Below are 23,981 nucleotides of genomic sequence, written 5' to 3' on the forward strand. Positions count from 1 at the left end.
GGTGATGGCATGGATAGTCTGGCTGCGGGCCACACATAGAGCCGGCGCGCCTTCATGCGCAACACGTTATTCGGCATCGCGGATATCAAATAATGTGATGCTTGTCCGCGGCATAATGAATTGGCCGAAGCCTTTCGTCGCCGCTAGCGTCGCGGCCGGATCAAGAAACGTGGACGGGGACGGACGGGATGCGCATCTACGGAATGATGGACAGCGGAAACTGCTACAAGCCGCGCCTGCTGATGGCTCTCACGGGCCGTCCGTTCACCCATGTGGAAGTCTCCACCCGCGACGGCTCGACCCGCAGCGAGCATTTCCTTGGCCGCAACCCCATCGGCCAATGTCCGCTCCTCGAACTGGACGACGGCCGCTTCCTGGCGGAATCGGGCGCGATCCTGAACTATCTGGGCACAGGGACGGACTACGTTCCCGAAGACCCTTACGATCACGCGCGGATGCTGCAGTGGATGTTCTTCGAGCAGAACCAGCACGAGCCCGCCATCGCCGTCCGGCGGGCGCTGACTGTCTATCCCGAGCGGAAAGCGGCAGCCACGGCGGAGAGGCTTCAAACGACGCTGGAAAGGGGTAAGTCGGTTTTGGCGGTGATGGACAGGGCCTTGGCAAAATCGCGCTTTTTCGTCGGCGACCGCCCGAGCCTTGCCGATATCGCGCTGTATCCGTACACGAGGGATGCGCCGGAAGGCGGCTTCGACCTTGCCCCCTTCGGCAATGTCACGGCCTGGCTGAGCCGGGTGGAAGCCCTGCCCGGCTACCGGCCGAAGGACTGGATGCCCGCCTGATGGCAGGCGAGCATCCGGATCGTGCGGGCGCCTCAGTCGCGGCCGAGCACCATGGCATCGACATCCACATCGGCCGCGGCTTCGAGTTCCTCGCGGGTCAGCGTCGGTGCGTTGACGCGCAGGTCGCCGTCGGTGACCTGAATGTCGAGGGCGGACCAGTCCACGAGGACTTCCTTCTCGCCGATGCCGAGGAAGCCGCCGACTTCGACCACGACTGCCGCGATCTGGCCGTCGGTGTCGACGACGAAGTCCTCGATCTCGCCGATCTTGGCGCCGTCGACGCCGTAGACATCCTCATCGTCCAGATCGTCGATCAGGAAATGCGCCGGTGCGGCGCCCTGCGTGACCGGGGGCAGCACCACGATGACCGGGTTGTCGGAAGCCGGGGCCGGGGTCGTGGCGGCCGTCTGCGCCATGGCGCTTCCGCTCATGAGGGCTGCAATGCTGGCGGCGATCAGGATGTTCTTCATAAATGCCTCTCTGTTCATAAGCGGGCCACGGTGACAGCACCGACGGCCTGCGGGTTTCGAAAGGCGCAACTGCGCGCATTGGTTCCAACATTTCCGGTTACGGACATGCGATTTTTTCCCGGCGGGCTTTCGGCATGTCACGCGTAACGGCCAATCTCCTGCTGCTGTTCGCCGGTGCCGTCTGGGGCATGGGCTTCGTCGCGCAATCGACCGCCATGGAGAAGATCGGTCCCTGGTCCTACAACGGATTGCGCTTCCTGATCGGCGGCCTTGCGCTTCTGCCGCTCGTCCGGCTGGAAGCGCACCGCGCCGTCGCGCCCCTGTCCATCCGGCAGTGGCAGGGCTTCTGCGCCATCGGCCTGTTCCTCTTCGCCGGCTCGATCCTGCAACAGATCGGCATCGTCCATACCAGCGTCACCAATGCCGGTTTCCTGACCGGGCTCTATGTCGTGCTGACCCCGCTTCTGGCGCTGGCGCTGTTTCGCAGCCGTCCGCACCCCGTCATCCTGATGGCCGCGCCCATGGCTTTCCTCGGCATCGTGCTGACGGGCGGTGCGCATCTGGGGCCCTTGTCCGGCGGTGACATGCTGGTGCTGGCGGGCGCGGTGTTCTGGGCGCTCCAGATCCTGTTCATCGGCCGCTTCGCCCCGGGCGCCGGCCGCCCCTACGCCTTGTCGGCGACGCAGTTTCTCGTCGCGGCCGGACTATCCTTCGCCGGCGCGCTCGTCCTCGAGGATACCGGCCTTGCGGAAATCGCCGCTGCAGCGCCGGAGATCCTCTATGCGGGACTTGTCTCCGTGGCGCTCGGCTTCACCCTCCAGGTGGTGGCCCAGCAACATACGACGGGGCCGCAGGCGGCGGTGATGCTGTCTTCCGAAACGCTCTTTGCCGGCCTGTTCGGAGCGATCATCCTCGGCGAGCGGCTCGGCCTCGCGGCGCTGGCCGGATGCGCGCTCATCTTCACCGCAATGCTGCTCGTGGAGATCGGCCCGGGCGCCTGGCAGGCCCGACGCCGCGCCGGAAATTGAACCCTTCGCCGCACTTGTGTATCTGCTGCCTGCAGGGGATCTGAAGCGGAACGGAACAGATGACGCAACCAGCAAGCGAGACACCGACGGGCGAACTGACGGTGCGGGTACCGGCAATGCCGGCAGACGCCAACGCTGCCGGCGACATCTTCGGTGGCTGGGTCATGTCCCAGATGGACCTTGCAGCCGGTATCCGCGGCGTGGAACGTGCCCATGGCCGCGTCGCGACCGTAGCGGTGGACAAGCTCGTCTTCAACCGCCCGGTCAAGATCGGCGACACACTCAACGTCTATACCGCCGTCGAGCGCGTCGGGCGCACCTCCATCCGCATCGAGGTGGAGGCCTGGGCACAGCGCTATCTGACACGCGACCTGGTCAAGGTGACGGAGGGCGTCTTCACCATGGTCGCGCTGGATGGCGCCGGCAGCCCGACACCGGTGCCCACCGAAGCCTGAGCGCGTTCGCTTGCGGGCGAGCAAGCATCTACGATTGGCACCTGCAAAAGTTGTATCGCGCCGGCAACACACCATCGCCAGTTCGCCGGAACGACCGTCGGCTGCCGGAAATAACTTGACTGTGCATGTCATATTCATGCTTGACGGGATGGAACGAGCGTTTGCCCAAGGCGGGAAGATTCGCTCAGCACCCATCCTTGTGTTCAGTATGATTGGCGCCCCAATGACGACGAGCTCGCCTTCCTCTTCCGCCGACCGGTTCCGGCCTCGCGTCCTCGGGGCCTCGCTTCTGGCCGGATGCACGTTCCTTGCCGTCATGCCGCAGGTTGCCTTCGCACAGGCGACCGCGCCGGCTTCGGCAGACGGCGGACCGATCGTTCTGGACACGATTGTCGTCGACAACGGCGGTGGCGGCAGCATCTTCGGGGGCGGCTACTATAGCGGACTGATCGTTCAGGAAACGACGGCCGGCGGCCGTATGCCAAGCCGGATGCTCGATACGCCGGCCTCGGTTTCCGTCATCACGCCCGAAGAGATCGCCTTGCGCAATGCGAGCAGCGTCGAGGAAGCACTCGATTACACCGCGGGCGTATCTACCGGCTTCTACGGCTCCGACGACCGCTTCGACTTCGTCCGCATCCGCGGCCTCGACGCCTATGCCTTCCGCGACGGGCTCCCTCTCGGCCTGCCATTCGGCGCCCCGCGCGAAGAGATATACGCGTTCGACAATATCGAGGTTCTTCGCGGCGCCAATTCCACGGGCTTCGGCCTGGCCGCCCCCGGCGGCGTCATAAATTACGTGACCAAGCGGCCGAGGCGCGACACTTTCGGAGAGGTCTACGTGACCGGCGGTTCCTTCAATCACAAGGAAATCGGCTTCGATGGCGGCACCAACCTGACGGCCGACGATACGGTTTCGGTACGGGTGGCCGGCAAGCTCCGGGACGCCGACAAGGAATACGACTATTCCAACGACGACGAGAAATTCTTTCAGGGCGGCCTGACGTGGCGCCCGACCGCCTTCACCAATCTCAGCATCGTCTACGACCACCTCTATATCGACAGCGTGCCGGGCAGCGGCGGCCAGCCGAGCGGGTTCGATTTCCCCCGAAGCCAGTTCTTCGGCGAGCCGTCGTTCAATTATCGTGGCACGAAGCGCGATACCGTCAGTCTCTTCTTCGACCATGATTTCGACAATGGTTTCTCCGTCGCCTCCACGGCGCGCTATTCCAGCACGGACAGCGACTTCGGCTACGCCTATATCAGCCGTTCGCCATTGCCTGGCTCATCCATCGCCAGCCGTTCCTTCTTCGGCAACGACAGCGGGTCCGACGTCTTCGTCGCCGACGTCCATGGCCTCTATGAGACGACCTTCGACAGCGTGAATAGCCGAACCCTGTTCGGGTTCGAATATCGCGACGCCTCCGGCGACAACGACACGCTCTTCGGCCCCGCGCCGTCGATCGACGTCCGCAACCCGTTCTACACCGGCGGCCCGTCCTCGCTTCCGGTCATCTCCAGCCAGCGCAACGACCAGCGGACGCGGGCGCTCTACGCGCAGGAAGAGCTGACCTTCTTCGACCGCCTCATCGCCACGGCGGGCATCCGCAACGACTGGCTGGACCTGGAGCAGACGAACAAGCTGACCGATGTCACCCTGTCGGACGACCTCAGCGAGACGACCGGCCGTTTCGGCCTGACATACCTTCTGACCGAAGAGTTTTCGGTCTTCGGCAGCTATTCGGAATCGGTCGTCCCGGCAGCCATCGGCGTCAAGCCGGAGACCGGCGAGCAGTACGAGGTGGGGGTGAAGTACCAGCCGGACGCCTTTCCGGGCCTCATCACCGCCTCCATCTACGATCTGACGCGAGACAATCTCACCCGCACCGACCCCATAACGCTGCAGCGCGTGCCCATCGGCGAAATCGCGGTGCGCGGCCTCGACGTCGAGGCGAAGGCGGATCTGCCGTACAATTTCAACCTCATCGCCAGCTATTCCTACCTGGACTCGGAGATCGTCGAAAACGGCACGCTCGGCAGCGAGGGCAACAGGCCGGCCTTCGTGCCGGAGCATATCGCCTCGGCATTCCTGACCTACACGCTTCCGGCATCCGGACGGCGCGGCAACCTGACATTCGGCGCCGGCGCACGCTACGAGGGCCAGTATTACTTCGACGACGCCAACACGATGGGCGTCGGCGGACATACGGAGTTCGACGCGGTGCTGGTCTATGAGATCGCGGAGAATGCGACCCTGCAGGCCAACGCGAAGAATCTCTTTAACAAGAAATACGTCTCCTATGGCGGGTTCGGGGCCGATTTCTACAATACCGGCACGGAAGTCGACGTGACCCTGCGCTATACCTGGTAGGGACGACGCACATGAAGACGACACTGCTTCGCCGGCTCCTGCACATCGCATCGGCATTCCTGGCCATCGGTGCGCCCATGGCCCAGGCACAGGCCGATGCGGACTATCCCATCACCATCCAACATGCGCTCGGCACCACCGTCATCGAGGCCAGGCCGGAAAGAGTGGCGGCCGTCTCATGGGCCAATCACGAGGTGCCCCTGGCCCTCGGCGTCGTTCCCGTGGGCTTCGCGCGCGCCAATTTCGGCGACGACGACGATGACGGCCTGCTTCCCTGGGTCGCGGACAAGCTGGACGCGCTCGGAGGCGAGCCCCCCGTTCTGTTCGACGAAGGCGACGGCATCGATTTCGAAGCCGTTGCCGCGACCCGGCCCGACGTCATCCTTGCAGCCTATTCCGGCCTGACCCAGGCCGATTACGATACGTTGTCGCAGATCGCGCCGGTCATCGCCTATCCGCAGGCGCCCTGGGCCACGGAATGGCGAGACATGATCCGGCTCAACAGCAAGGCCATCGGCATGGCGGCGCAGGGCGACGATCTGATCGGTCGTCTGGAAACGGAGATCGCCGCGGCGACGGCCGCTTATCCCCAGCTTGCCGGCAAGTCCGCGATGTTCGTGACCCACATAAATCCGCTCGATCTCAGCACCATAAATTTCTACACGGCCAACGATACCCGCGTGAAATTTTTCGACGATCTCGGTCTCGCCTCACCCAAGAGCGTGCGGGAAGCGTCCACCGGCGGATCGTTCTCCGGTTCGATCAGCGCCGAACGCGTCGACCTGTTCGACGACGTCGATATCGTCGTTACCTACGGCGACCCCGGGGCCATCGAACAGGTCAAGGTGAACGCCTTGATCGGAACGCTTCCGGCCGTGCGTACCGGCGCCATCGTCGGGCTGCGGCGCGACCCTCTGGGCACGGCGGCAAACCCCACGCCTCTGTCCATATCCTGGGTGCTCGAGGATTATGTGCGGCTCCTGGCGGAGGCCGCCGCCAAGGCCGAATGACGGACGCCGCGCCCCGCACCGCGCGCCCGGCCCCTGCCTGGAGGCGCTCGAACGGCACAAGCGGCCTCCTTCTGGTCGCAGCCTTCGTGGTTCTCGTCGGGCTTTGCGCGCTCTCGCTGGCTGTCGGCACCCGCGAGACGAGCTGGGGAGAAGTCGCCTCGGCCCTCTTTGGACATGGCGACGAACTGCTTCGGGCGACGGTCGGGCTGCGAATTCCGCGCACCTTGCTGGCCGTCCTTGCGGGCGCCGCACTGGCGCTGGCCGGCGCGGTGATGCAGGGCATGACACGAAACCCGCTCGCCGATCCGGGGATCCTCGGCGTCAATACCGGGGCGACGCTTGCCGTCGTCATCGGCATCGCCTGGTTCGGCATGTCCACGCCCCACGAGTTCGTCTGGACCGCCATCCTGGGCGCAGGCGGCGCTGCCGTCTTCGTCTACACCATCGGCTCGCTGGGACGCGGCGGCGCCACGCCGCTGAAGCTCGCGCTCGCCGGGGCCGCAACGTCGATCGCATTTTCCTCGCTCGTCATCGCCGTCATCCTGCCGCGCAACGATATTGCCGGCGGAATACAGGCATGGCAGATCGGCGGCGTCGGCGGTGCGACCATGGATCGGACCGTGGCGATCCTGCCGATATTCGTCGCAGGTTTCGCCATCTGCCTCCTCTGCGCCCGCAAGCTGAACCTTCTGGCCCTCGGAGACGATCTGGCTGCCGGCCTCGGCGAGCGGGTTGCGCCGGCGCGCATCGCCGCGGCAACGGGCGCCATCCTTCTGTGCGGCGCGGCGACCTCCCTGTGCGGTCCCATCGGCTTCGTCGGACTGGTGGTTCCGCATGCCTGCCGGCTGATGGTCGGAATCGACCATCGCTGGCTGCTGCCCCTTTCGGCGGTCGCCGGCGCCGGCCTCCTGACCGGCGCAGATATCGCCGGGCGAATCCTTGCCCGGCCGGCCGAGCTGGATGTCGGCATCGTGACCGCGATGATCGGAGCCCCGGCGTTCATCTGGATGGTGCGCCGCAGCCGGGTACGAGAGTTGTGACGGCGGTGCCTCTGGAAGGGATCGTCGCCAGCCGGCGGCGCAATGCGCGTCGCCGCCTGGGCCTGCGCCTGTTTCTGGTCGCGATCCTGGCGCTCGCCTTCGTCTCATCGCTCATGTTCGGCCAATCCACCGTGCCGCCGGGCGACGTCCTGCGCATCCTCATGGGCGAACCGGTCGCCGGCGCCGGCTTCACGGTCGGCACCCTGCGGTTGCCGCGCGCCCTGCTGTCCATACTCGCCGGGCTCAGCTTCGGGCTGTCCGGAGTGGCATTCCAGATCATGCTGCGCAATCCGCTCGCCAGCCCCGACATCATCGGCATCAGTTCCGGGGCCAGCGCCGCCGCGGTTTTTTCCATCGTCGTCCTGTCGCTGAGCGGCCCGATCGTATCGCTGGTCGCCATTCTGGCCGGCCTTGCGGTTTCGCTGGTCATCTACCTCATGTCCATCCGCAACGGCCAGGCTGGAACGCGCCTGATCCTCGTCGGGATCGGCGTATCGGCCATGGTCCAGAGCGTGATCTCGTATCTCCTGCTGCACGCGCCCGAGTGGAGCCGCCAGGAAGCGATCCGCTGGCTGACGGGAAGCGTCAACGGCGCCCGTCTCGACCAGGCCGTGCCGTTGCTCGCCGCGCTTGCGGTCTTCGGCACCCTCCTCCTGTCCCGGACACGCGATCTCGAGGCACTCAGGCTGGGCGACGACATGGCCGGCGCGCTCGGAACACGCGTTTCGGCAACCCGCATCATCGTCATCACCTGTGCCGTCGGCATGATCGCCGTGGCGACGGCGGTGACCGGGCCGATCGCCTTCGTCTCGTTCCTGGCCGGCCCCATCGCGGCCCGCATCGCAGGCGCAAACGGATCGCTGCTCATACCGTCGGCCCTCGTCGGCGCGATTCTGGTTCTGGTCGGCGATTTCTGCGGACAGTTCCTGCTGCCGAGCCGTCTGCCGGTCGGGGTCGTGACCGGCGCGCTGGGCGCACCTTACCTGATCTACCTCATCATTCGTGCCAACCGTACGGGGAACTCGTCGTGACGAACCGCGGATTGACCGTTAGCCGGCTGGTGGCCGGCTACGGGGAGGCCACCGTACTGGACGGGCTGGACCTCGCCGTCGCGCCCGGCCAGGTGACCGCCATCGTCGGGGCCAATGCCTGCGGCAAGTCGACCCTGCTGCGCGCGATGTCGCGCCTGCTGCGCCCCCGGGGCGGCCGGGTTCTTCTCGACGGCAAGGATATACACCGGACCGCGCCGCGTGCGCTGGCGCGCAAGCTGGGCCTGTTGCCGCAATCGCCCATCGCGCCCGAAGGGATCACCGTGCTGGACCTCGTCGGGCGTGGCCGCAACCCCCATCTCGGCCTCCTGTCGGGATGGAGCCGCCGCGACGAGGAAGCCGTGACCGCAGCCCTGCAGGCGACGCAAACCCTGGAGCTTGCCGAGCGCCCGGTTGACGAACTGTCCGGCGGGCAGCGGCAGAGGGTCTGGATCGCCATGGCGCTGGCGCAGGAAACCGAATTGCTGCTGCTGGACGAGCCGACGACATTCCTGGACATTCGACACCAGGTCGAGGTCCTCGATCTTCTGCTCGACCTCAATCGCGCCGGCGGCATCACGATCGTCATGGTGCTGCACGACCTCAATCTGGCCTCGCGCTATTGCGATACGCTCATCGCCATGGCCGGCGGGCGGCTGCACGCGATCGGCCCCCCGGATGTCGTGCTGACCGCAAGCATGGTGCACCAGGTGTTCGGCATCGACAGCAGCATCGTCACCGATCCGCTGTCCGGCCGGCCGATGATGCTCCCGATCGGCCGGCACCGTATGGCCCGGCCCCCATTCGAGCAGGAGAGAGACATATGAGCCAGGATGCGGTCTTCAGGCTTGTCGGCAACGCGGCGTCGGCAGATGGGGCGCGGATCCTCGACGAGGTCTGCGACCATTTCGTCGAGCATGCGGATGTGCGGCGGCAGGGCGACACCGCCACGCTGACGGACGAACTCGGCACGACGGTGCTTCGCCTCGTCGAAGGCCGCATCGAGATCGAACTTGCCTGCGGCACTCAGTCCGCGCTGGACCTCAGCCGCAATCACCTTGCGGAGCACATGTTCTACTTCGCCGGCACGGAGCCCCTCGATCTCGTCTGGCGCACACCCCCCTCCTCCGGACCGGTTCGGAACCTTCAAGAGGTTACGGTCGTATCCGCCTGCGACGTCACCCGCAGCATGCGCAGGGTGGTCTTCCGATGCGACGACATAACGCCCTTCATCGGCGGCGACATCCATGTCCGCCTGCTCATTCCGCCCAAGGGGCGCGAGCCGGCATGGCCGGGATACCGCGACGATGGCCGCATAGACTGGCCCGAGGGCCCCGACGCACCGGTCGTTCGGGCCTATACGATCCGATCGGTCGATGCCGAGCGGCGAGAGCTCTGCATCGATTTCCTGCAGCATCCCGCCTCGCACGGACCGACGCCGGGGGCGGATTTCGCCCGGGACGCCAGGCCGGGCGACAGGGCCGGCCTGCTGGGCCCCGGCAGCGGCGGCATACCCGAGGCGGCGTCCATTTTCCTCGCAGGGGACGAAAGCTCCCTGCCGGCCATCGCGCGGATTCTTGAGGAGGTGCCCGCCGGCACGAAGGTGCAGGCGATCATCGAGGTGGAGGACGCCGGCGAAGAGCGATATCTGCCTGCCGCCGGCCCGCATGTCAGATGGCTGCATCGCGGCAGCCATCCGGGCAATGGCCCGGAAAGCGCCCTGGCGCTTGCCGCGCGCGACGCCATCGAGGGGCTTTCGCACGATACTTTCGTCTTCGTCGCCTGCGAGAAGAAGGACGTGCGGTCCATACGCACGGTCCTGAAGCGCCGCGGCCACGATCGAAACCGCATGTATGTCGCCTGGTACTGGGAAAGGTAGGCGACGAGACGGCCGGCGCTTGCGGCCTACTTGCAGACGGCCCGTCGCCGCTGCTTGGCATCCAGATGGAAATGGTCGTCATGGGCGCGGTTGTAGCCGGGGCCGAGCACCGTGCCGAAATGGCTGCAGCTCGCCTGTCGGACGCTGTTCTGGAAACCGCGCTCGCGGAATCGGAAAATGCCCTTCGGCTCGACGAGCACCGTCGACCCGTCCGAGAATCGAAAGCCGCGTACATCAAGAGCATTGCCCGTCGCATGCTCCGACACGGTACGCGAACCGGCAATGCGCGAGCAGCGATAGGACGACGCGTTGATGACGGCCGTCGGATTCTTCCACAGCCGCCAGCGGGCCGCCGAACGCACATCCTCGTCCAGCCAGCGGGCAACCTGCAACGCTGCCCGGCAATTCAACGTCGCCGCCGGCTGCATCGCGATGCCGCGCACGGCCACCCTGACCTTCAATGCATGCGGAATGCCACAAGCGTTGCCGGGGCCGACCGGGCCCGCTTCCGTGAACTGCGCACCCAGCCGCGCCAGCTCGCGCCGGCAGAGCGCCTCGCCTTCGGGCAGGACAGCGTAGCCCGCCGGCGCCTGATCCGCAGGGACGCCGCGCCCCGGCGGCAGCGATGGCGGCAAGACCGGGGGCTCATCCTCCAGGGCGGCATGATCCTCGGTTTCGTCGATGGGCTCCAGCGGCGGAAGCGCGCCGGCCTGTACCGGCTCGGGCGGCGGCAAGGCCGTCATTGCGGGCGCCGGATCGGGTTCTGCCAGGCGGTCGCCGAAAGCCGTGCTGGGTACGTAAACCGTATCTTGCCCCGGCTCAGGCATGGGCGGGACCGGCCCGCCCCAGACGAGATCGGCCGGGGGCGGCGACGCCGCAGCCGGGCTGCCCCGCTCGCCCATTGCCGGCATGCCGTCCATTGGGGCCAGATCGTTGGCGGCAGAGGGCCAGACCGTGCCCGCCGCCGCCATACACGCGGCGGCGAGCGCAGTCCGATGCCATTTCCTGTACGCAAAACCCATGGGAAATGGCCTCTCATCTCCCGCAAACTCGAGCGGACGAGTGCAACTCTACGGCGCGTTTGGTAAGCGAAAGATGAAGATCGCCGCGGGCCTTTTCACGACCATGGCAACAGCCCATATTCCCGCCATGGCCGACTCCAAGAAACCCTCGCCGCGGCGCTCGCCGACTCTCGATTTTTCGGATGCATCCGAGCCGCTGAACAAGCCGGGCGGCATGCGGGAGGCCCCGCAGGCAAACTTTGATGCGACACCCTATGACGGACCGGTTTCCGGCTGGGCCGACGCCATAGCCGGCCAGTTGGAGGAGACGGCCGAGAAAGCCGCCGACAAACCCTCCAGGGGGACGGCGAAGAGCGGCAAGGGCAAAAAGACCGACGTCAAGGCCAATCCCGGTCGCACGGCGCGCGGCACGTCGATGGGCGGCACGGCGGACCCGAAGGCGCGGGCCCGCGCCGGGTTGAATCCCGTGGCCGGGATGGACGTCAGCCTGGAGGAAGCGTCGGCCCTGCCGGAAAGCGGCGTCACGGCCACGGTCGAGGCGCTGACCAGGCTGATCTCCGAAGGCAACCCGCTGTTGAAGAACGGCGAAATCTGGGTGCCGCACCGGCCGCACCGACCGGAGAAGTCGGAGGGCGGACACAATTTCCGTATCGCTTCCGACTACACGCCGAAGGGCGACCAGCCACAGGCCATCGCGGATCTCGTCTCCGGCATCGCCGACAGGGAGCAGACACAGGTCCTGCTGGGCGTGACGGGCTCGGGCAAGACCTTCACCGTCGCAAACGTGATCGAGCGCACGCAGCGTCCCGCCCTCATCCTGGCGCCCAACAAGACGTTGGCCGCGCAGTTGTACGGCGAGTTCAAGAACTTCTTCCCGGATAACGCCGTGGAGTATTTCGTTTCCTATTACGACTACTACCAGCCCGAGGCCTATGTGCCACGGTCGGACACCTATATCGAGAAGGAAAGCTCCATCAACGAGCAGATCGACCGGATGCGCCACGCGGCGACCCGGGCGCTTCTCGAGCGGGATGACGTCATCATCGTGGCGTCCGTTTCGTGCATCTACGGTATCGGCTCGGTCGAGACCTACACGGCCATGACCTTCCAGATGGCGGTGGGAGACCGGCTGGACCAGCGCCAGCTCCTGGCCGATCTCGTGGCGCAGCAATACAAGCGACGGGACATGGACTTCCAGCGCGGCTCGTTCCGCGTGCGGGGCGACACGATCGAGATCTTCCCCGCCCACCTCGAGGATCGCGCCTGGCGCATCTCCCTGTTCGGAGACGAGATCGAGAGCATCGCCGAGTTCGATCCCCTGACGGGCAGCAAGACCGACGACCTCAAGAGCGTGAAGATCTACGCCAACTCGCACTATGTGACGCCGCGCCCGACGCTGCAGCAGGCGGTCAAGTCGATCAAGGAGGAGTTGCGCCATCGGCTGGTGGAGTTGAACCGCGCCGGCCGGTTGCTGGAGGCGCAGCGGCTGGAGCAGCGCGTCAATTACGATGTCGAGATGATCGAGGCGACGGGATCCTGCAACGGCATCGAGAACTACTCGCGCTATCTGACGGGGCGGCAGCCTGGCCATCCGCCGCCGACGCTGTTCGAATATTTGCCGGACAACGCCCTCGTCTTCATCGATGAAAGCCATGTCACCGTGCCGCAGATCGGCGCGATGTACCGCGGCGACTTCCGGCGCAAGGCGACGCTTGCGGAATACGGCTTCCGCCTGCCGTCCTGCATGGACAACCGGCCGCTCCGCTTCGAAGAGTGGAACGCCATGCGGCCGCAGACCGTAGCGGTATCGGCGACCCCCAGCACATGGGAACTGGAGCAGTCGGGCGGCGTCTTCGCCGAACAGGTGATCCGCCCCACGGGCCTGACCGATCCGCCCGTGGAAATCCGCCCGGCGCGCAGCCAGGTGGACGACCTGATCGGAGAAATCCGCGAAACGGTGGACAAGGGGTACCGGGTTCTCTGCACCGTGCTCACCAAGCGCATGGCCGAGGACCTGACGGAATACCTGCACGAGCAGGGAATCCGTGTCCGCTACATGCATTCGGACATCGATACGCTGGAGCGGATCGAAATCATCCGCGATCTGCGGCTGGGCACATTCGACGTGCTTGTGGGCATCAACCTGCTGCGTGAGGGACTCGATATCCCGGAATGCGGCCTCGTCGCCATCCTGGATGCCGACAAGGAAGGGTTCCTACGGTCCGAAACGTCGCTGATCCAGACCATCGGCCGCGCTGCGCGCAACGTCGATGGGCGCGTCATCCTCTATGCCGACACCATGACCGGTTCGATGGAACGCGCGATCGCCGAAACCAATCGCCGGCGCGAGAAGCAGGAAGCCTACAACGAGGCCAACGGCATCACCCCGGAAAGCGTGAAGGCCAAGATCGCGGACATCCTCGACTCCTACTACGAGAAGGATCACGTCCGGGTCGATACCGGGCCGAACGCCCGCGAGGGCGCGCTGGTCGGCTCCAACCTCAAGAGCCATCTCGAACATCTGGAAAAGGAGATGCGGGACGCGGCGGCCGATCTGGACTTCGAGCGGGCCGCGCGGCTGCGCGATGAGATCAAGCGCCTGCAGGCGACGGAACTGGCCATCGCCGACGATCCCTTGGCGCGCGATATCGCGGAAGCCGACGGCAGCAAGCGGCGCGGCAAATCCAAGGCGCCGGCAAATCCGCGCTTCGGCCCGCGGGGCGAGCCCCTGGCACCGCGCGGGGAGCCGGCTGGCTCTCTCTTCCGCAAGAACACGCTGGACGAGATGACGGTCGGCCGGACCGAGAAGCCGATGGGAGGGCCGGCACCGGCAAGGCCGGAAGCGGACGATGCGCGCCCGGTGCGGCGAGAACGGATTGGCGCGGGGTCCTACGAGGATCCGGGCGACGAAAAGCGCCGCAAACGCCGCCCCGGCAAGACTGGCCGGCCGGGACGGTAGACGGCGGGATCCGCCGTGCGTTACGCAGACGTCAGTTTGCGTTCGCCGGCTGCGGGTCGAGCGGAATGCCGAACCCGGACCGGCCGGTTCCCGGAACCGATCCGTCGTTCGTGACGGCCGAGCCGGACAGGCTCGGTGCGGCCACGCCCTGGGCGCCGACGCCGTTCTGCAGGCCGCCCGGCCCGGAAATGCCCGACGTGTCCGGGGCTGCCGAACTGCCCATGCCGACGCCCGGCAGGGCGCCGGTGCCCAGCACGTTGTTGACCGGCGGCGTGCCGGCCGATGGGGCCTGCATCTGCATCGTCGCGCCGTCATCCTGCATGGCCGGCGCCTGTGCCTGGGCCGCAACGGCCGAACCGAGGATCATTGTGGCACACGCTGCGGCAACGAGACGTCTCATCGTCCAAACTCCTTGACTCATCTGGTCGCGGACATGACGCCCGCTTGGGATGCCCTCAATCTGGCGCTTGGAATCGACGGGAAAAGGGCAAGGGCCCCTTTCCTTTCCCGACCAACGACTTCAACCAAGGATTATTTTCCGCACAGTGTCCTGTCCCGCCTGGTTCGTGCATTCGCATCGCCGGTTGAGGCTTCTGGAAAACAGGGCCCCGCGCAGATTAGTTCGTCTTACGGACATTTGCGGAGCAGATCAGTCGAGGCAGTTGATCTGCACTCTTTTCATCAGCGTTGCACAAAACTTTTGCTTGCAAAGTCCTTGATTGGCATTCACAAAAGTAACGTTCGGGCAATTTCGCGAACACGGGTAATGGACGAATTGCGTATCGGGGGCGCATTCCCCGGGTGGCCCGCTTCTGTGGTCTGCGATGTATCGGTTCCTTTTCCTCGCATCAAGACTTGCCTGCCATGCCCGCAAGGGCGACACGAAAACCTTAGGAAAAGGGTTCCAGCATGGCTCAGACCGGCACGGTCAAATTCTTCAACACCGAAAAGGGCTTCGGCTTCATCAAGCCTGACAACGGCGGCGCGGACATCTTCGTCCATATTTCCGCCGTTCAGGCTTCCGGCCTGCCCGGCCTCGTGGAAAACCAGAAGGTTTCCTACGACATGGAGCCGGACAAGCGCGGAAAGGGCCCGAAGGCCGTCAACCTGCAGGCGCAGGACTGACGCTCGCCACATCGTCGCGCCAGAGCATCAAAAGTGCGTGCGTCCGAACGGACGCACGCGCTCTACAGCCCGATCAGCGGATGAACGGGTTGGTCAGCCGTTCCTGCCCCAGGCGCCCGCCGGGGCCGTGACCGCAGATGAAGCCGACATCGTCACCCAAAGGCAGGATCCGCGTGCGGATGGTGTCGATAAGGGTCGCATGGTCGCCGCCCGGAAGATCGGTTCGGCCGATCGAGCCGGCGAAGATGACGTCGCCCGCATGCAGGAACTTCGCCTGAGGCTGAAAGAAGACGACATGCCCCGGCGAATGGCCGGGCGCGTGGATGACATCGAACCGATGCCGACCGATGGCCAGTTCGTCGCCATCCGCCAGCCAGCGATCCGGAGTTGCGTTGCGGTATCCGGCCCCCACGCCGAACATCGTGGCCTGATCCTCGATCCGCTGCATCAGGAATTCGTCGGCGCGGTGCGGGCCGACGATCTCGACGCCCGCTAGGCGCTCCTTCAGCTCCATTGCCCCGCCGGCATGGTCGATATGGCCATGCGTCAGCCAGATCGCTTCGATCGAGACGCCGATCCTGTCGATCGCAGCCGCGATCTCCTCCACATCGCCGCCCGGATCCACGACCACGCCGCGCTTGTCCTCCACGTCGAAGAGGATGCAGCAATTCTGCTGGAACGGCGTAACGGGGACGATCTCGGCAGCAAGTCTGGTCATGTCGCATAGTCTCCGCGGGGCAGCAGGCACAGGGCGCTGAACATGGAAACGGGGCGGCCGATGGCCACCCCGCTCTTCATTCGGCCTTTGCAGCTACAAACCAGACCCTGGCCCGTACCGCAACCTCGCCCCTATTCGGCGGCGAGCCGCTTGGGCTGCACTTCGGCCATGTAATCCTCCACAAGCTGACGGGTGATCGCGGCCGGGGTGAAGCGATAGGGCCCGATCTCCGCCACCGGCGTCACCTCGGCGGCGGTACCGCACAGGAACGCCTCGCTGAAGCCTTCCAGTTCCTCGGGCTGGATCGCCCGCACCTGGACCTCGAGCCCGCGACGCCGGGCCAGATCGATGACCGTCCGGCGCGTGATGCCGTCCAGGAAGCAATCCGGCGTCGGCGTGTGCACGACGCCGTCCCTGACGAAGAAGATGTTGGCGCCGGTCGCCTCTGCGACCTGCCCCCGCCAGTCCAGCATGAGGGCATCGGCATAGCCCTTGGCCTCGGCCGCATGCTTGGAGATCGTGCAGATCATGTACAGGCCGGCCGCCTTGGACCTGGACGGCGCCGTGCGCGGGTCGGGCCGGCGATACTCGGCGATGTCGAGCCGGATGCCCTTCATGCGCTGCTCCGGGTCGAAGTAGCTCGGCCACTGCCAGATCGCGATGGCGACGTTGATGCGGTTCTTCTGGGCGGCGACGCCCATGGATTCCGACCCGCGCCAGGCGATGGGACGGACATAGGCATCGGTAAATCCCTGGCGGCGCAGAAGCTCGTTGCAGGCAGCGTCGATCTCGTCCGCGCCGTAAGGCACGGTGAAGCCGAGGATGCGGCCCGATTCGATCAGCCGCTCCGTATGCTCGCGCAGCTTGAAGATTTCGCCGCCATAGGCGCGCTCGCCCTCGAATACGGCGCTGGCATAGTGCAGGCCATGCGTCAGCACGTGGACCTTGGCATCCTTCCAGTCGACGAATTCGCCATTGAACCAGATCTGTCCGTCCATTTGATCGAATGGAACGCTCATTTTTCTCCCCTCGCCCTGCGGGCGGCCTTTCCTGTCCATTGCATTGTCTGGCAAAGAGGATATCCGGTTTGCCGCGTGGCAATGCGCCATATCATAGCAGCCGCGGAACGGCGGCTCATGCCTCCCGGGGACGCAGTCCCCGGGCCGACCTTATCGGGGTTCGACCGGCATGACGAGTGTTTCCACGTTGCGATGTTGCGTGTAACAATAACGTCAGGATACGTCAACAATGCTGACCTATTTTTACGGATTTCCCCTTGCTTGACCTGACGGCCCCTCCCGCCGACCCGAACGACATCGAGCGGGAAGCGCTTCCCACGACCGGCTCGGTCGACTTCCGGCTCATCGAGCTGTTCTTCTTCGCCTATCGCGAGTTCACGGCCGATGCCGATGAACTTCTGGCGGAATACGGCTTCGGCCGGGCGCATCACCGCATCCTTCATTTCGTGAATCGTGCGCCGGGCATGACCATCGCCGAAATCCTGGAACTCCTGCAGATCACCAAGCAGTCCCTGTCCCGGGTCTTGCGCCAACTCGTGGAGGAGGGTTTCATCGCCATCCTGCCCGGCGACGACGACCGTCGCCAGCGGCTCCTGTATCCGACGGCACGCGGCAGGAAGCTGACGCTGGAACTGTCGCGGGCACAGGTGCGGCGCATCGATGCGGCGATGGCCGGCACCGGGCAGCGCCATTCCGACTCCATACACCGCTTTCTGCGGCTGATGGGTCAGGACGGCGAAGCGACGCGCGAATGGTTCGCGCGGCAGGGTATCGTGGAGGATGAACGTCGATGAGCCAGGTCCAGCCCGCCGTCCCGGTCGACGGCCGCAAGCCCGACGACGATGCCCCGCATATCCTGGTCATCGACGACGACAGGCGCATCCGCGGCCTTCTGTCGCGATTTCTCTCGGAGCACGGGTTCCGGGTCTCGGTGGCCGCGGATGCCGCCGAGGCCCGTCGCATACTGGGCGGGCTCGATTTCGACCTGCTGGTGGTGGACGTGATGATGCCCGGCGAAAGCGGGCTGGATCTGGTCCGAAGCTTCTCCTCGACCCGCGAGACCCCCATCCTGATGCTGACGGCCCTCTCCGAGACGGAAGAGCGGATCAACGGGCTGGAAGCCGGGGCGGACGACTACCTGCCGAAGCCCTTCGACCCGCGCGAGCTGCTGCTGCGCGTCAACAACATCCTGCGCCGCGGTGCGCCTCCGCAGATCCACAAGGTGGAGCACGTGCGCTTCGGGCCCTTCACCTTTTCCCTGTCGCGGCGCGAATTGAAGCGCGGCGCCGACCTGATCCGGCTTACCGACCGGGAACAGGAGATCATGGCTCAGTTTGCCGCCAATGCCGGCGAAACCGTCCAGCGCCATGAGTTGCTGGGCGGCGAAGGCGAGGTGGGCGAGCGCACCGTCGACGTGCAGATCAACAGGCTGCGGCGCAAGATCGAAAGCGATCCGGCAAATCCGCTCTGGCTGCAGACCGTGCGCGGCATCGGCTACCGGCTGAACGTCGATTGAACCTGCGTTCCTTCCCGGCCCTCAAGCGCCTCCTGCCGACCGGGCGCCTGACCCTGCCCGCCCGATGGCGAATGCCGCGCCGGCCGAGACGGCTTCCGCGCCTGCGCGACCTGCCGGGAATGCGATGGCTGTCGCGGCGCACCCCGAAGGGCCTCTATGCCCGGTCGCTCATCATCATCATCGCACCGATGGTCCTGCTGCAGGCCGTGGTTGCCTCCGTCTTCATGGAGCGCCATTGGGCAACGGTCACGCAGCGGCTGTCCGCCGCGGTCGTGCAGGACATCGCCGCCGTCATCGACGTCATCGAAACCTTCCCGCAGGATCCCGATTTCGCAGAGATCACGCGCATCGCACGCGACAACCTCGATCTCAACATCCTGGTGCTGCCGCCCGAGCCGCTGCCCGCCCCGGCGCCGAAGCCGTTCTTCAACATTCTGGACGCAGTCCTGTCGGAAGAGATCACCGCGCAGATCGGCCGCCCCTTCTGGATCGACACGGTCGGCGACTCGCGCCTGGTGGAAATCCGCATCCAGCTTGAAAACCACATGCTGCGCGTCTTCGCCCGGCGCAACTCGGCCTATGCGTCGAACACCCATATCTTCATCGTCTGGATGGTCGGCACCTCGCTGGTGCTCATCCTGATCGCCGTCCTGTTCCTGCGCAACCAGATCCGGCCGATCCAGCAGCTCGCCTCGGCGGCGGAAGGCTTCGGGCGCGGGCAGCCGCTGCCGCCGGACTTCCGTCTGCGGGGCGCCTCGGAGGTGCGCAAGGCGGCACTGGCCTTCATCCAGATGCGCGACCGCATCGAACGGCAGATCGAGCAGCGCACCCAGATGCTGAACGGCGTCAGCCACGACCTTCGGACCGTGCTCACCCGGTTCCGCCTGCAGCTCACCTTCTTCGCCGATGGCGAGGATCGCCGCGAGTTGGAGCGCGACGTGGACGAGATGCAGCGCATGCTGGAAGGCTACCTTGCCTTCGCACGCGGCGAGGCAGGCGAGGAGGTCGGCGTCCTCGATCTCGAATCGATCCTCGCCCGCTTCGAAACGGAAGCCGCCATGAAAGGCCGAAGCCTCACCGCCACCATCGAGGGCGATCCGACGATCCTGGTGCGGCCGGACAGTTTCACAAGGGCCATCGGCAACCTGGTCGCCAACGCTTTGCGCCATGCCGCCCATGTGGAAGTCACCGCCCGGCACGAGGGCCGCTGGCTGACGGTGACCGTGGAAGACGACGGGCCCGGCATCGCCCCGGACGATCGCGAGGAAGCCTTCAAGCCGTTCGTCCGCCTGGATACGGCGCGCAACATCGACGATGGAGGAACCGGCCTGGGCCTTGCCATCGCACGCGATATCGCCCGCAGCCACGGAGGCGACATCCTCCTGTCGGAGTCGGCCCTGGGCGGACTGCGCGCCATGATCCGCATTCCGGCGTGAGCGGCGATTGCAGTTAAAGTGGATCTATGCAATCAGCTTTTCCCGAGGGACATTCCGGGGACAATCATGGCGACGCGCGCCATCGCCGACGAGCTTCTGGCCGACTATCTGACGCATTGGCACAGCCTGACCCGCCGGCTGCAGCGCCGCGTGGGCAGCCGGGACCTTGCCGAAGACGCCATGCAGGAAACCTATATGCGGCTGTGCGACATGGGTGGCGCGGCCGTGAAGGACCGGCAGGCGATGATATTGCGCATCGCCGCCAATATCGCCATCGACCTCGTGCGTCGCGAGCGGCGTCACACCGAAAGGGCGACTTCGGACGACGACGCGCTCGATGCCGTGGCGGACCCGGCGCCTTCGGCCGAAACCCGCCTCATCGACAAGCAGTCGCTCGACGCTCTGGCACGCGCACTGGCCGCGATGCCGGCCAGGCCGCGTACGGCGCTGCTTCTGGCGCGATGCCACGGCTGGACGCATGCCAGGATCGCCGCGCGCCTCGGCGTATCGGAAAGCATGGTGGCGAAATATCTGGTGCAGGCGCTTTGCCGTTGCCGCGACGCCTGCGACAGGGTGTAGCCGCATGCCGCCCAGCCGCACCGACGAGGACCTGAAGCTCAGCGACGAAGCCATCGCCTGGGTGGTCCGCCTGAATTCCGGCAGCGCGACGCAGGAAGACATGGGCGCCTTCCTGCGCTGGCGTGCCGAGGATCCCAGGCATGAGGAAGCCGCCACGCAAGCCGAAGGCCTGTGGCATGGCGTGGGCATCGCCGCGGGCCACAAGCCGCCTTCAGCCACCGTCGATCGGCGTGCGCTGCTGGGCCTGGGCGCGGTCGGCCTTGCCGGCCTTGCCGCCGCCTACGTTTCGAGGCCGGCCGCGGACAGCGGCATGCAACTGGCCACGGCCACGGGCGAGCGCCGCAGCTTCCGCCTTGAAGACGGCAGTTCGCTGTCGCTCAACGCCGCGTCCCGCGCCTCGGTGGATTTTCGTCCCGATGCCCGCCTCGTCCTTCTGGAGAGCGGGCAGGCGATCTTCGACGTGGCCCACGACCCGGCCCGCCCCTTTCGGGTTTCGGCGGGCGGCGGTGAGATCGTCGCGCTCGGAACGCGCTTCGACGTGGACATGCGCCGCAGCGGCGTCGCGGTGACGGTGCTGGGTGGAACCGTCGAGATAAGACAAGCGCCCGATCGCCCTGCGCAACTGACGGCGGGGCAGCAGATCCTCTTCGGGGCCGATACCGGCCGGACGCCGCCGCGCCCAGCCGATCTGGAAGAGGCCGAGGCCTGGCAGACCGGCCGTCTCGTCTTTTCGGAACGGCCGCTGTCCGACATCGTGGAGGCCATCGCGCGCTATCGGCGCCGCCCCCTGTTCATCGCCGGCTCCAGCGTGGGCCACTTGCGGCTGACAGGCGCCTTCGACCTCGACGATACGGACAAGGTACTGACGGCCATGACCGAGACGCTCCCCGTCAAGGTCGTCGACCTGCCCTTCGCGACGGTCATCTACTGATCCGCTTGCCGGTGCGCAAAAAAAATCGTCCGACGGACTGCAGGATCGGGGCGGCCGTTTCGTCCTTGTTTCGAGAGCCCATGCGTGGGGATGCATGGGCCATGTGACTGGGGACGTAAATCGATGTCTTTCGACAAGATAAGCCTGCGCCTGACGGCGGCCGGCCTGATGGTGATGCTGGCGATTCAGACGGCCGGGGCGCAGGAGCGTGATTACCGGATCGCGGCGCAGCCGCTGGGCAGTGCACTGACGCAGTTCGCCCGCGAAAGCGGCCTGCGGCTGCTGTTCGCCTCCGAGATCGCGGCTGGCCGGACGACATCCGGCGCGAGCGGCGCGATGACCGATGCACAGGCGCTCGACGCCCTCCTGTCCGGAACGGCGCTGACCTACGAGTTCACCTCGGACGGAACGGTCACCATCCGCCCCGTCGACGGGCCGTCGGCATCGTCGGAACAGCCGGCGGAAGGCGGGGCCGTGGCGCTCGACGCCATCGTGGTAACCGGCACCAGGACGCCGCAGCAGATCAGCGAGACGGCGCGGACCATCTATGTCGTGGACGGCGAAAAGATCGCCACGCTCAGCCGATCCGGCATGAACCTGCAGCAAATCCTGGGAATGGAGATTCCCAGCCTCGATGCGTCCAGCCGCGGTACACGCACCAATTTCGGACAGAATCTTCGCGGCCGGGGGGCGCTGGTGCTGATCGACGGCATCTCGCTCAACTCGGCGCGCTCGGTGAGCCGGCAATTCGATGCCATCGACCCGTTCAACATCGCCCGCATCGAGGTTCTGTCCGGCGCCTCGGCAATCTATGGCGGCAACGCCACGGGCGGCATCATCAACATCATCACCCGCAAGGGCAAGGACGCCGGATACGGCCTGCATGGCGAGGTCGCAGGCGGGGCCGAAACCGGATTTCGCGGCAAGGACGACCTCGACGGCAAGGCATCGGGCGCCGTCACATGGCGGAACGACAGCGTCGACATGCGCATATCGGCGACCGGCGGAAAGACGGGCGCCTATTACGATGGCGCAGGGCAGTTGCTGATCCCCGACATCACCCAGACGTCGACCCAGTACAACCGGCTGACCGACCTGTTCGGCAATGTCGGCGTCCAGATCGACGAGAACCAGCGCGCGGAACTGACCGCGCAATATTACGACTCGACCCAGAACAGCCGGACGGGCCTCTACTTCGGCCAGAATTTCGCCGGCCTGCGGGGCCGGCCGGACCTGATCGAGGCGCGCTTCGGGTATCGCTCGGATCTCGACCCGGCATCCCGCCGCAAGATGCTGAACGGCACCTACACCCATGACGACATCCTGGGCCAGAAGCTGTTGCTGCAGGGCTTCTATCGCTCCGAGGAGCTCGACTTCAATCCGTTCCCCTATGGCAGCTATGTCTCGGGCTCCAGCCAGGACACGGACTTCTACGGCTTCAAGGGCGCGATGATCGCCGAACCGCTGGACGGCTTGACGCTGACCTACGGCGTCGACGGAGACAAGGATGTCTTCACCTCGCGCAACACGATTTTCGACACCGCCATCGCCAACTCCAGCGGCGGCATGGTGCTGCAGGAAACGGACGTGGTGGGCCGCTATCCCAAAATCGAAGTATCCACGCTTTCGGGCTTCGCCCAGGCCAGCTACAAGGCCACGGACCGGCTGACGCTGAACGGCGGCTGGCGCTACCAGTATGTGGATACCAAGGTGGGCGATTTCGTCGCCTCGAACCAGCAGGTGGCGATCGCGCTCGGCCAGGCGGATTCCGCCGACGCCGTCCCCGGCGGGTCGGTCGATTACGACGCCAACCTGTTCAATGCCGGCGCCGCCTTCCAGATCACCGATGCAAGCCAGGTCTACGGCAATTTCTCGCAAGGGTTCGAATTGCCGGACCCGGCCAAATATTACGGCCAGGGCTCCTATCGGCTGGTCGGGCGACACTACCGCCTGCTGAACGGGGTTACGGTCGCCGACTCCGCCCTGCAGGAAGTGCAGACCAACAGTTTCGAACTCGGCTACCGCTACAGTGACGGCTTCCTGTCCGCCAATGTCGCCGCCTACTACTCGCTGTCCGACAAGACCATAACCTACAATCGGCAGACATTCCTGGTCGAGCTGGTCGATCAGGACCGGAGGGTCTACGGCATCGAAGCCGAGGTGACCGCGCAACTTCCCTACAGTTTCGAACTGGGCCTCAACGGCCATTATACCCGCAACGAAACCAAGAGCGACGGACACTGGGTCAAGGATGCAGTCACCTACGCCAGTCCTTCCAAGGTGGGCGGCCATGTCGGATGGCGCAAGGAGGCCCTGTCGCTGCGCCTCGACGGCCAGCATTTATTCGATCTCTCGGACGACCAGAGCAACGAACTGGATGGCTACACCCTGTTCGACCTGACGGGCGCCTATGAGTTCGCCGATTACGACATGACGCTCAATTTCGGCATCCTCAACCTCTTCGACAAGGATTACACCACGCTGTGGGGCCAGCGGGCGCAGATATTCTACTCCAGCCTCGCCGACGCGGAAGCCTTCGATTACAAGGGCCGGGGCCGGACTTTCGCGCTCTCGATGACCAAGCGGTTCTGACGG

At 65.7% G+C, this 23,981-nt stretch carries 22 protein-coding genes; 17 read left to right on the forward strand and 5 right to left on the reverse strand.

Annotation, left to right across the window (positions count from 1 at the left end):
* The first annotated feature begins 188 nt into the window (after positions 1-188).
* The gene (locus NDN16_RS00275; protein ID WP_251111624.1) at positions 189-800 is read left to right on the forward strand and encodes a glutathione S-transferase family protein; all 612 of its coding nucleotides are present in this window, start codon (positions 189-191) and stop codon (positions 798-800) included.
* Between the two features lie 32 nt (positions 801-832).
* On the opposite strand, the gene NDN16_RS00280 is transcribed toward NDN16_RS00275, so the two are convergent.
* Positions 833-1,270, reverse strand: coding sequence for a PRC-barrel domain-containing protein (locus NDN16_RS00280; protein ID WP_251111625.1), 438 nt, complete (start codon positions 1,268-1,270; stop codon positions 833-835).
* 134 nt (positions 1,271-1,404) lie between these two features.
* Between NDN16_RS00280 and NDN16_RS00285 the strand changes: the two genes are divergently transcribed.
* The 8 genes from NDN16_RS00285 (at position 1,405) to NDN16_RS00320 (ending at position 10,081) form a co-directional block, all read left to right on the forward strand.
* Entirely contained in the window at positions 1,405-2,298 is an 894-nt protein-coding gene (locus NDN16_RS00285) for a DMT family transporter (RefSeq protein WP_251111626.1), read from the forward strand.
* Positions 2,299-2,357: 59 nt separating this feature from the next.
* Positions 2,358-2,753, forward strand: a complete 396-nt coding sequence (locus NDN16_RS00290; RefSeq protein WP_251111627.1) for an acyl-CoA thioesterase — start codon at positions 2,358-2,360, stop codon at positions 2,751-2,753.
* 223 nt (positions 2,754-2,976) lie between these two features.
* Positions 2,977-5,124 (forward strand): TonB-dependent siderophore receptor, encoded by a 2,148-nt coding sequence (locus tag NDN16_RS00295; protein ID WP_251111628.1) that lies wholly within the window; start codon positions 2,977-2,979, stop codon positions 5,122-5,124.
* Positions 5,125-5,135: 11 nt separating this feature from the next.
* Positions 5,136-6,134 (forward strand): iron-siderophore ABC transporter substrate-binding protein, encoded by a 999-nt coding sequence (locus NDN16_RS00300; RefSeq protein ID WP_251111629.1) that lies wholly within the window; start codon positions 5,136-5,138, stop codon positions 6,132-6,134.
* Positions 6,131-7,174 carry a FecCD family ABC transporter permease gene (locus NDN16_RS00305; protein WP_251111630.1) on the forward strand — a complete coding sequence of 348 codons (1,044 nt, stop codon included), beginning with the start codon at positions 6,131-6,133 and terminating at the stop codon, positions 7,172-7,174. The genes NDN16_RS00300 and NDN16_RS00305 overlap by 4 nt, the downstream gene beginning before the upstream one ends.
* A gap of 20 nt (positions 7,175-7,194) precedes the next feature.
* Positions 7,195-8,205 carry a FecCD family ABC transporter permease gene (locus tag NDN16_RS00310; protein ID WP_251112064.1) on the forward strand — a complete coding sequence of 337 codons (1,011 nt, stop codon included), beginning with the start codon at positions 7,195-7,197 and terminating at the stop codon, positions 8,203-8,205.
* A complete protein-coding gene (locus tag NDN16_RS00315; RefSeq protein WP_251111631.1) occupies positions 8,202-9,029 on the forward strand; it encodes an ABC transporter ATP-binding protein in 828 nt (275 codons plus the stop codon). Before NDN16_RS00310 ends, NDN16_RS00315 begins: the two co-directional genes overlap by 4 nt.
* Positions 9,026-10,081: a DUF2218 domain-containing protein gene (locus NDN16_RS00320; RefSeq protein ID WP_251111632.1), complete on the forward strand. Its 1,056-nt coding sequence runs from the start codon at positions 9,026-9,028 to the stop codon at positions 10,079-10,081. Before NDN16_RS00315 ends, NDN16_RS00320 begins: the two co-directional genes overlap by 4 nt.
* Before the next feature lie 26 nt (positions 10,082-10,107).
* On the opposite strand, the gene NDN16_RS00325 is transcribed toward NDN16_RS00320, so the two are convergent.
* Positions 10,108-11,001: an extensin-like domain-containing protein gene (locus NDN16_RS00325; protein WP_251111633.1), complete on the reverse strand. Its 894-nt coding sequence runs from the start codon at positions 10,999-11,001 to the stop codon at positions 10,108-10,110.
* A 229-nt stretch (positions 11,002-11,230) separates the two neighbouring features.
* Between NDN16_RS00325 and uvrB the strand changes: the two genes are divergently transcribed.
* The gene (gene uvrB, locus NDN16_RS00330; RefSeq protein ID WP_251112065.1) at positions 11,231-14,062 is read left to right on the forward strand and encodes an excinuclease ABC subunit UvrB; all 2,832 of its coding nucleotides are present in this window, start codon (positions 11,231-11,233) and stop codon (positions 14,060-14,062) included.
* Positions 14,063-14,093: 31 nt separating this feature from the next.
* On the opposite strand, the gene NDN16_RS00335 is transcribed toward uvrB, so the two are convergent.
* A complete protein-coding gene (locus tag NDN16_RS00335) occupies positions 14,094-14,462 on the reverse strand; it encodes a hypothetical protein (RefSeq protein WP_251111634.1) in 369 nt (122 codons plus the stop codon).
* Positions 14,463-14,971: 509 nt separating this feature from the next.
* On the opposite strand from NDN16_RS00335, the gene NDN16_RS00340 reads away from it, so the two are divergent.
* Positions 14,972-15,187: a cold-shock protein gene (locus tag NDN16_RS00340; protein WP_251111635.1), complete on the forward strand. Its 216-nt coding sequence runs from the start codon at positions 14,972-14,974 to the stop codon at positions 15,185-15,187.
* Positions 15,188-15,260: 73 nt separating this feature from the next.
* Here the strand turns inward: NDN16_RS00340 and NDN16_RS00345 are convergent, their stop codons facing one another.
* Together NDN16_RS00345 and NDN16_RS00350 are read right to left on the reverse strand one after the other, a co-directional pair.
* On the reverse strand, positions 15,261-15,905 hold the full coding sequence (locus NDN16_RS00345) for an MBL fold metallo-hydrolase (RefSeq protein WP_251111636.1): 645 nt from the start codon (positions 15,903-15,905) through the stop codon (positions 15,261-15,263).
* 131 nt (positions 15,906-16,036) lie between these two features.
* Positions 16,037-16,963 (reverse strand): branched-chain amino acid aminotransferase, encoded by a 927-nt coding sequence (locus NDN16_RS00350; protein WP_435301035.1) that lies wholly within the window; start codon positions 16,961-16,963, stop codon positions 16,037-16,039.
* A 218-nt stretch (positions 16,964-17,181) separates the two neighbouring features.
* Here NDN16_RS00350 and NDN16_RS00355 point away from each other — a divergent pair, with 218 nt between their 5' ends.
* The 6 genes from NDN16_RS00355 (at position 17,182) to NDN16_RS00380 (ending at position 23,978) form a co-directional block, all read left to right on the forward strand.
* A complete protein-coding gene (locus NDN16_RS00355) occupies positions 17,182-17,718 on the forward strand; it encodes a MarR family winged helix-turn-helix transcriptional regulator (RefSeq protein WP_435301026.1) in 537 nt (178 codons plus the stop codon).
* Positions 17,715-18,440 carry a response regulator gene (locus tag NDN16_RS00360; protein WP_251111638.1) on the forward strand — a complete coding sequence of 242 codons (726 nt, stop codon included), beginning with the start codon at positions 17,715-17,717 and terminating at the stop codon, positions 18,438-18,440. The genes NDN16_RS00355 and NDN16_RS00360 overlap by 4 nt, the downstream gene beginning before the upstream one ends.
* Positions 18,441-18,559: 119 nt before the next feature.
* Complete coding sequence (locus NDN16_RS00365) at positions 18,560-19,876, forward strand: ATP-binding protein (protein ID WP_251112067.1); 1,317 nt, start codon at positions 18,560-18,562, stop codon at positions 19,874-19,876.
* Between the two features lie 66 nt (positions 19,877-19,942).
* Positions 19,943-20,455 (forward strand): RNA polymerase sigma factor, encoded by a 513-nt coding sequence (locus NDN16_RS00370; RefSeq protein ID WP_251111639.1) that lies wholly within the window; start codon positions 19,943-19,945, stop codon positions 20,453-20,455.
* Positions 20,456-20,459: 4 nt separating this feature from the next.
* Positions 20,460-21,386 carry a FecR family protein gene (locus NDN16_RS00375; RefSeq protein WP_251111640.1) on the forward strand — a complete coding sequence of 309 codons (927 nt, stop codon included), beginning with the start codon at positions 20,460-20,462 and terminating at the stop codon, positions 21,384-21,386.
* A gap of 123 nt (positions 21,387-21,509) precedes the next feature.
* Positions 21,510-23,978: a TonB-dependent siderophore receptor gene (locus tag NDN16_RS00380; RefSeq protein ID WP_251111641.1), complete on the forward strand. Its 2,469-nt coding sequence runs from the start codon at positions 21,510-21,512 to the stop codon at positions 23,976-23,978.
* The last annotated feature ends 3 nt before the right edge of the window (positions 23,979-23,981 follow it).

This window comes from Aureimonas altamirensis (genome assembly GCF_023702225.1).
In the GTDB taxonomy this organism is placed as follows: domain Bacteria; phylum Pseudomonadota; class Alphaproteobacteria; order Rhizobiales; family Rhizobiaceae; genus Aureimonas; species Aureimonas altamirensis_B.

Coding starts and splice junctions, on each gene's coding strand:
- NDN16_RS00365 (WP_251112067.1), top strand. CDS start 18,560: ATGCGATGGCTGTCGCGGCGCACCCCGAAGGGCCTCTATGCCCGGTCG.
- NDN16_RS00290 (WP_251111627.1), top strand. CDS start 2,358: ATGACGCAACCAGCAAGCGAGACACCGACGGGCGAACTGACGGTGCGG.
- NDN16_RS00345 (WP_251111636.1), bottom strand. CDS start 15,905: ATGACCAGACTTGCTGCCGAGATCGTCCCCGTTACGCCGTTCCAGCAG.
- NDN16_RS00305 (WP_251111630.1), top strand. CDS start 6,131: ATGACGGACGCCGCGCCCCGCACCGCGCGCCCGGCCCCTGCCTGGAGG.
- NDN16_RS00360 (WP_251111638.1), top strand. CDS start 17,715: ATGAGCCAGGTCCAGCCCGCCGTCCCGGTCGACGGCCGCAAGCCCGAC.
- NDN16_RS00280 (WP_251111625.1), bottom strand. CDS start 1,270: ATGAAGAACATCCTGATCGCCGCCAGCATTGCAGCCCTCATGAGCGGA.
- NDN16_RS00375 (WP_251111640.1), top strand. CDS start 20,460: ATGCCGCCCAGCCGCACCGACGAGGACCTGAAGCTCAGCGACGAAGCC.
- uvrB (WP_251112065.1), top strand. CDS start 11,231: ATGGCCGACTCCAAGAAACCCTCGCCGCGGCGCTCGCCGACTCTCGAT.
- NDN16_RS00295 (WP_251111628.1), top strand. CDS start 2,977: ATGACGACGAGCTCGCCTTCCTCTTCCGCCGACCGGTTCCGGCCTCGC.
- NDN16_RS00325 (WP_251111633.1), bottom strand. CDS start 11,001: ATGGACGGCATGCCGGCAATGGGCGAGCGGGGCAGCCCGGCTGCGGCG.
- NDN16_RS00285 (WP_251111626.1), top strand. CDS start 1,405: ATGTCACGCGTAACGGCCAATCTCCTGCTGCTGTTCGCCGGTGCCGTC.
- NDN16_RS00275 (WP_251111624.1), top strand. CDS start 189: ATGCGCATCTACGGAATGATGGACAGCGGAAACTGCTACAAGCCGCGC.
- NDN16_RS00335 (WP_251111634.1), bottom strand. CDS start 14,462: ATGAGACGTCTCGTTGCCGCAGCGTGTGCCACAATGATCCTCGGTTCG.
- NDN16_RS00380 (WP_251111641.1), top strand. CDS start 21,510: ATGTCTTTCGACAAGATAAGCCTGCGCCTGACGGCGGCCGGCCTGATG.
- NDN16_RS00350 (WP_435301035.1), bottom strand. CDS start 16,963: ATGGACAGGAAAGGCCGCCCGCAGGGCGAGGGGAGAAAAATGAGCGTT.
- NDN16_RS00370 (WP_251111639.1), top strand. CDS start 19,943: ATGGCGACGCGCGCCATCGCCGACGAGCTTCTGGCCGACTATCTGACG.
- NDN16_RS00300 (WP_251111629.1), top strand. CDS start 5,136: ATGAAGACGACACTGCTTCGCCGGCTCCTGCACATCGCATCGGCATTC.
- NDN16_RS00320 (WP_251111632.1), top strand. CDS start 9,026: ATGAGCCAGGATGCGGTCTTCAGGCTTGTCGGCAACGCGGCGTCGGCA.
- NDN16_RS00340 (WP_251111635.1), top strand. CDS start 14,972: ATGGCTCAGACCGGCACGGTCAAATTCTTCAACACCGAAAAGGGCTTC.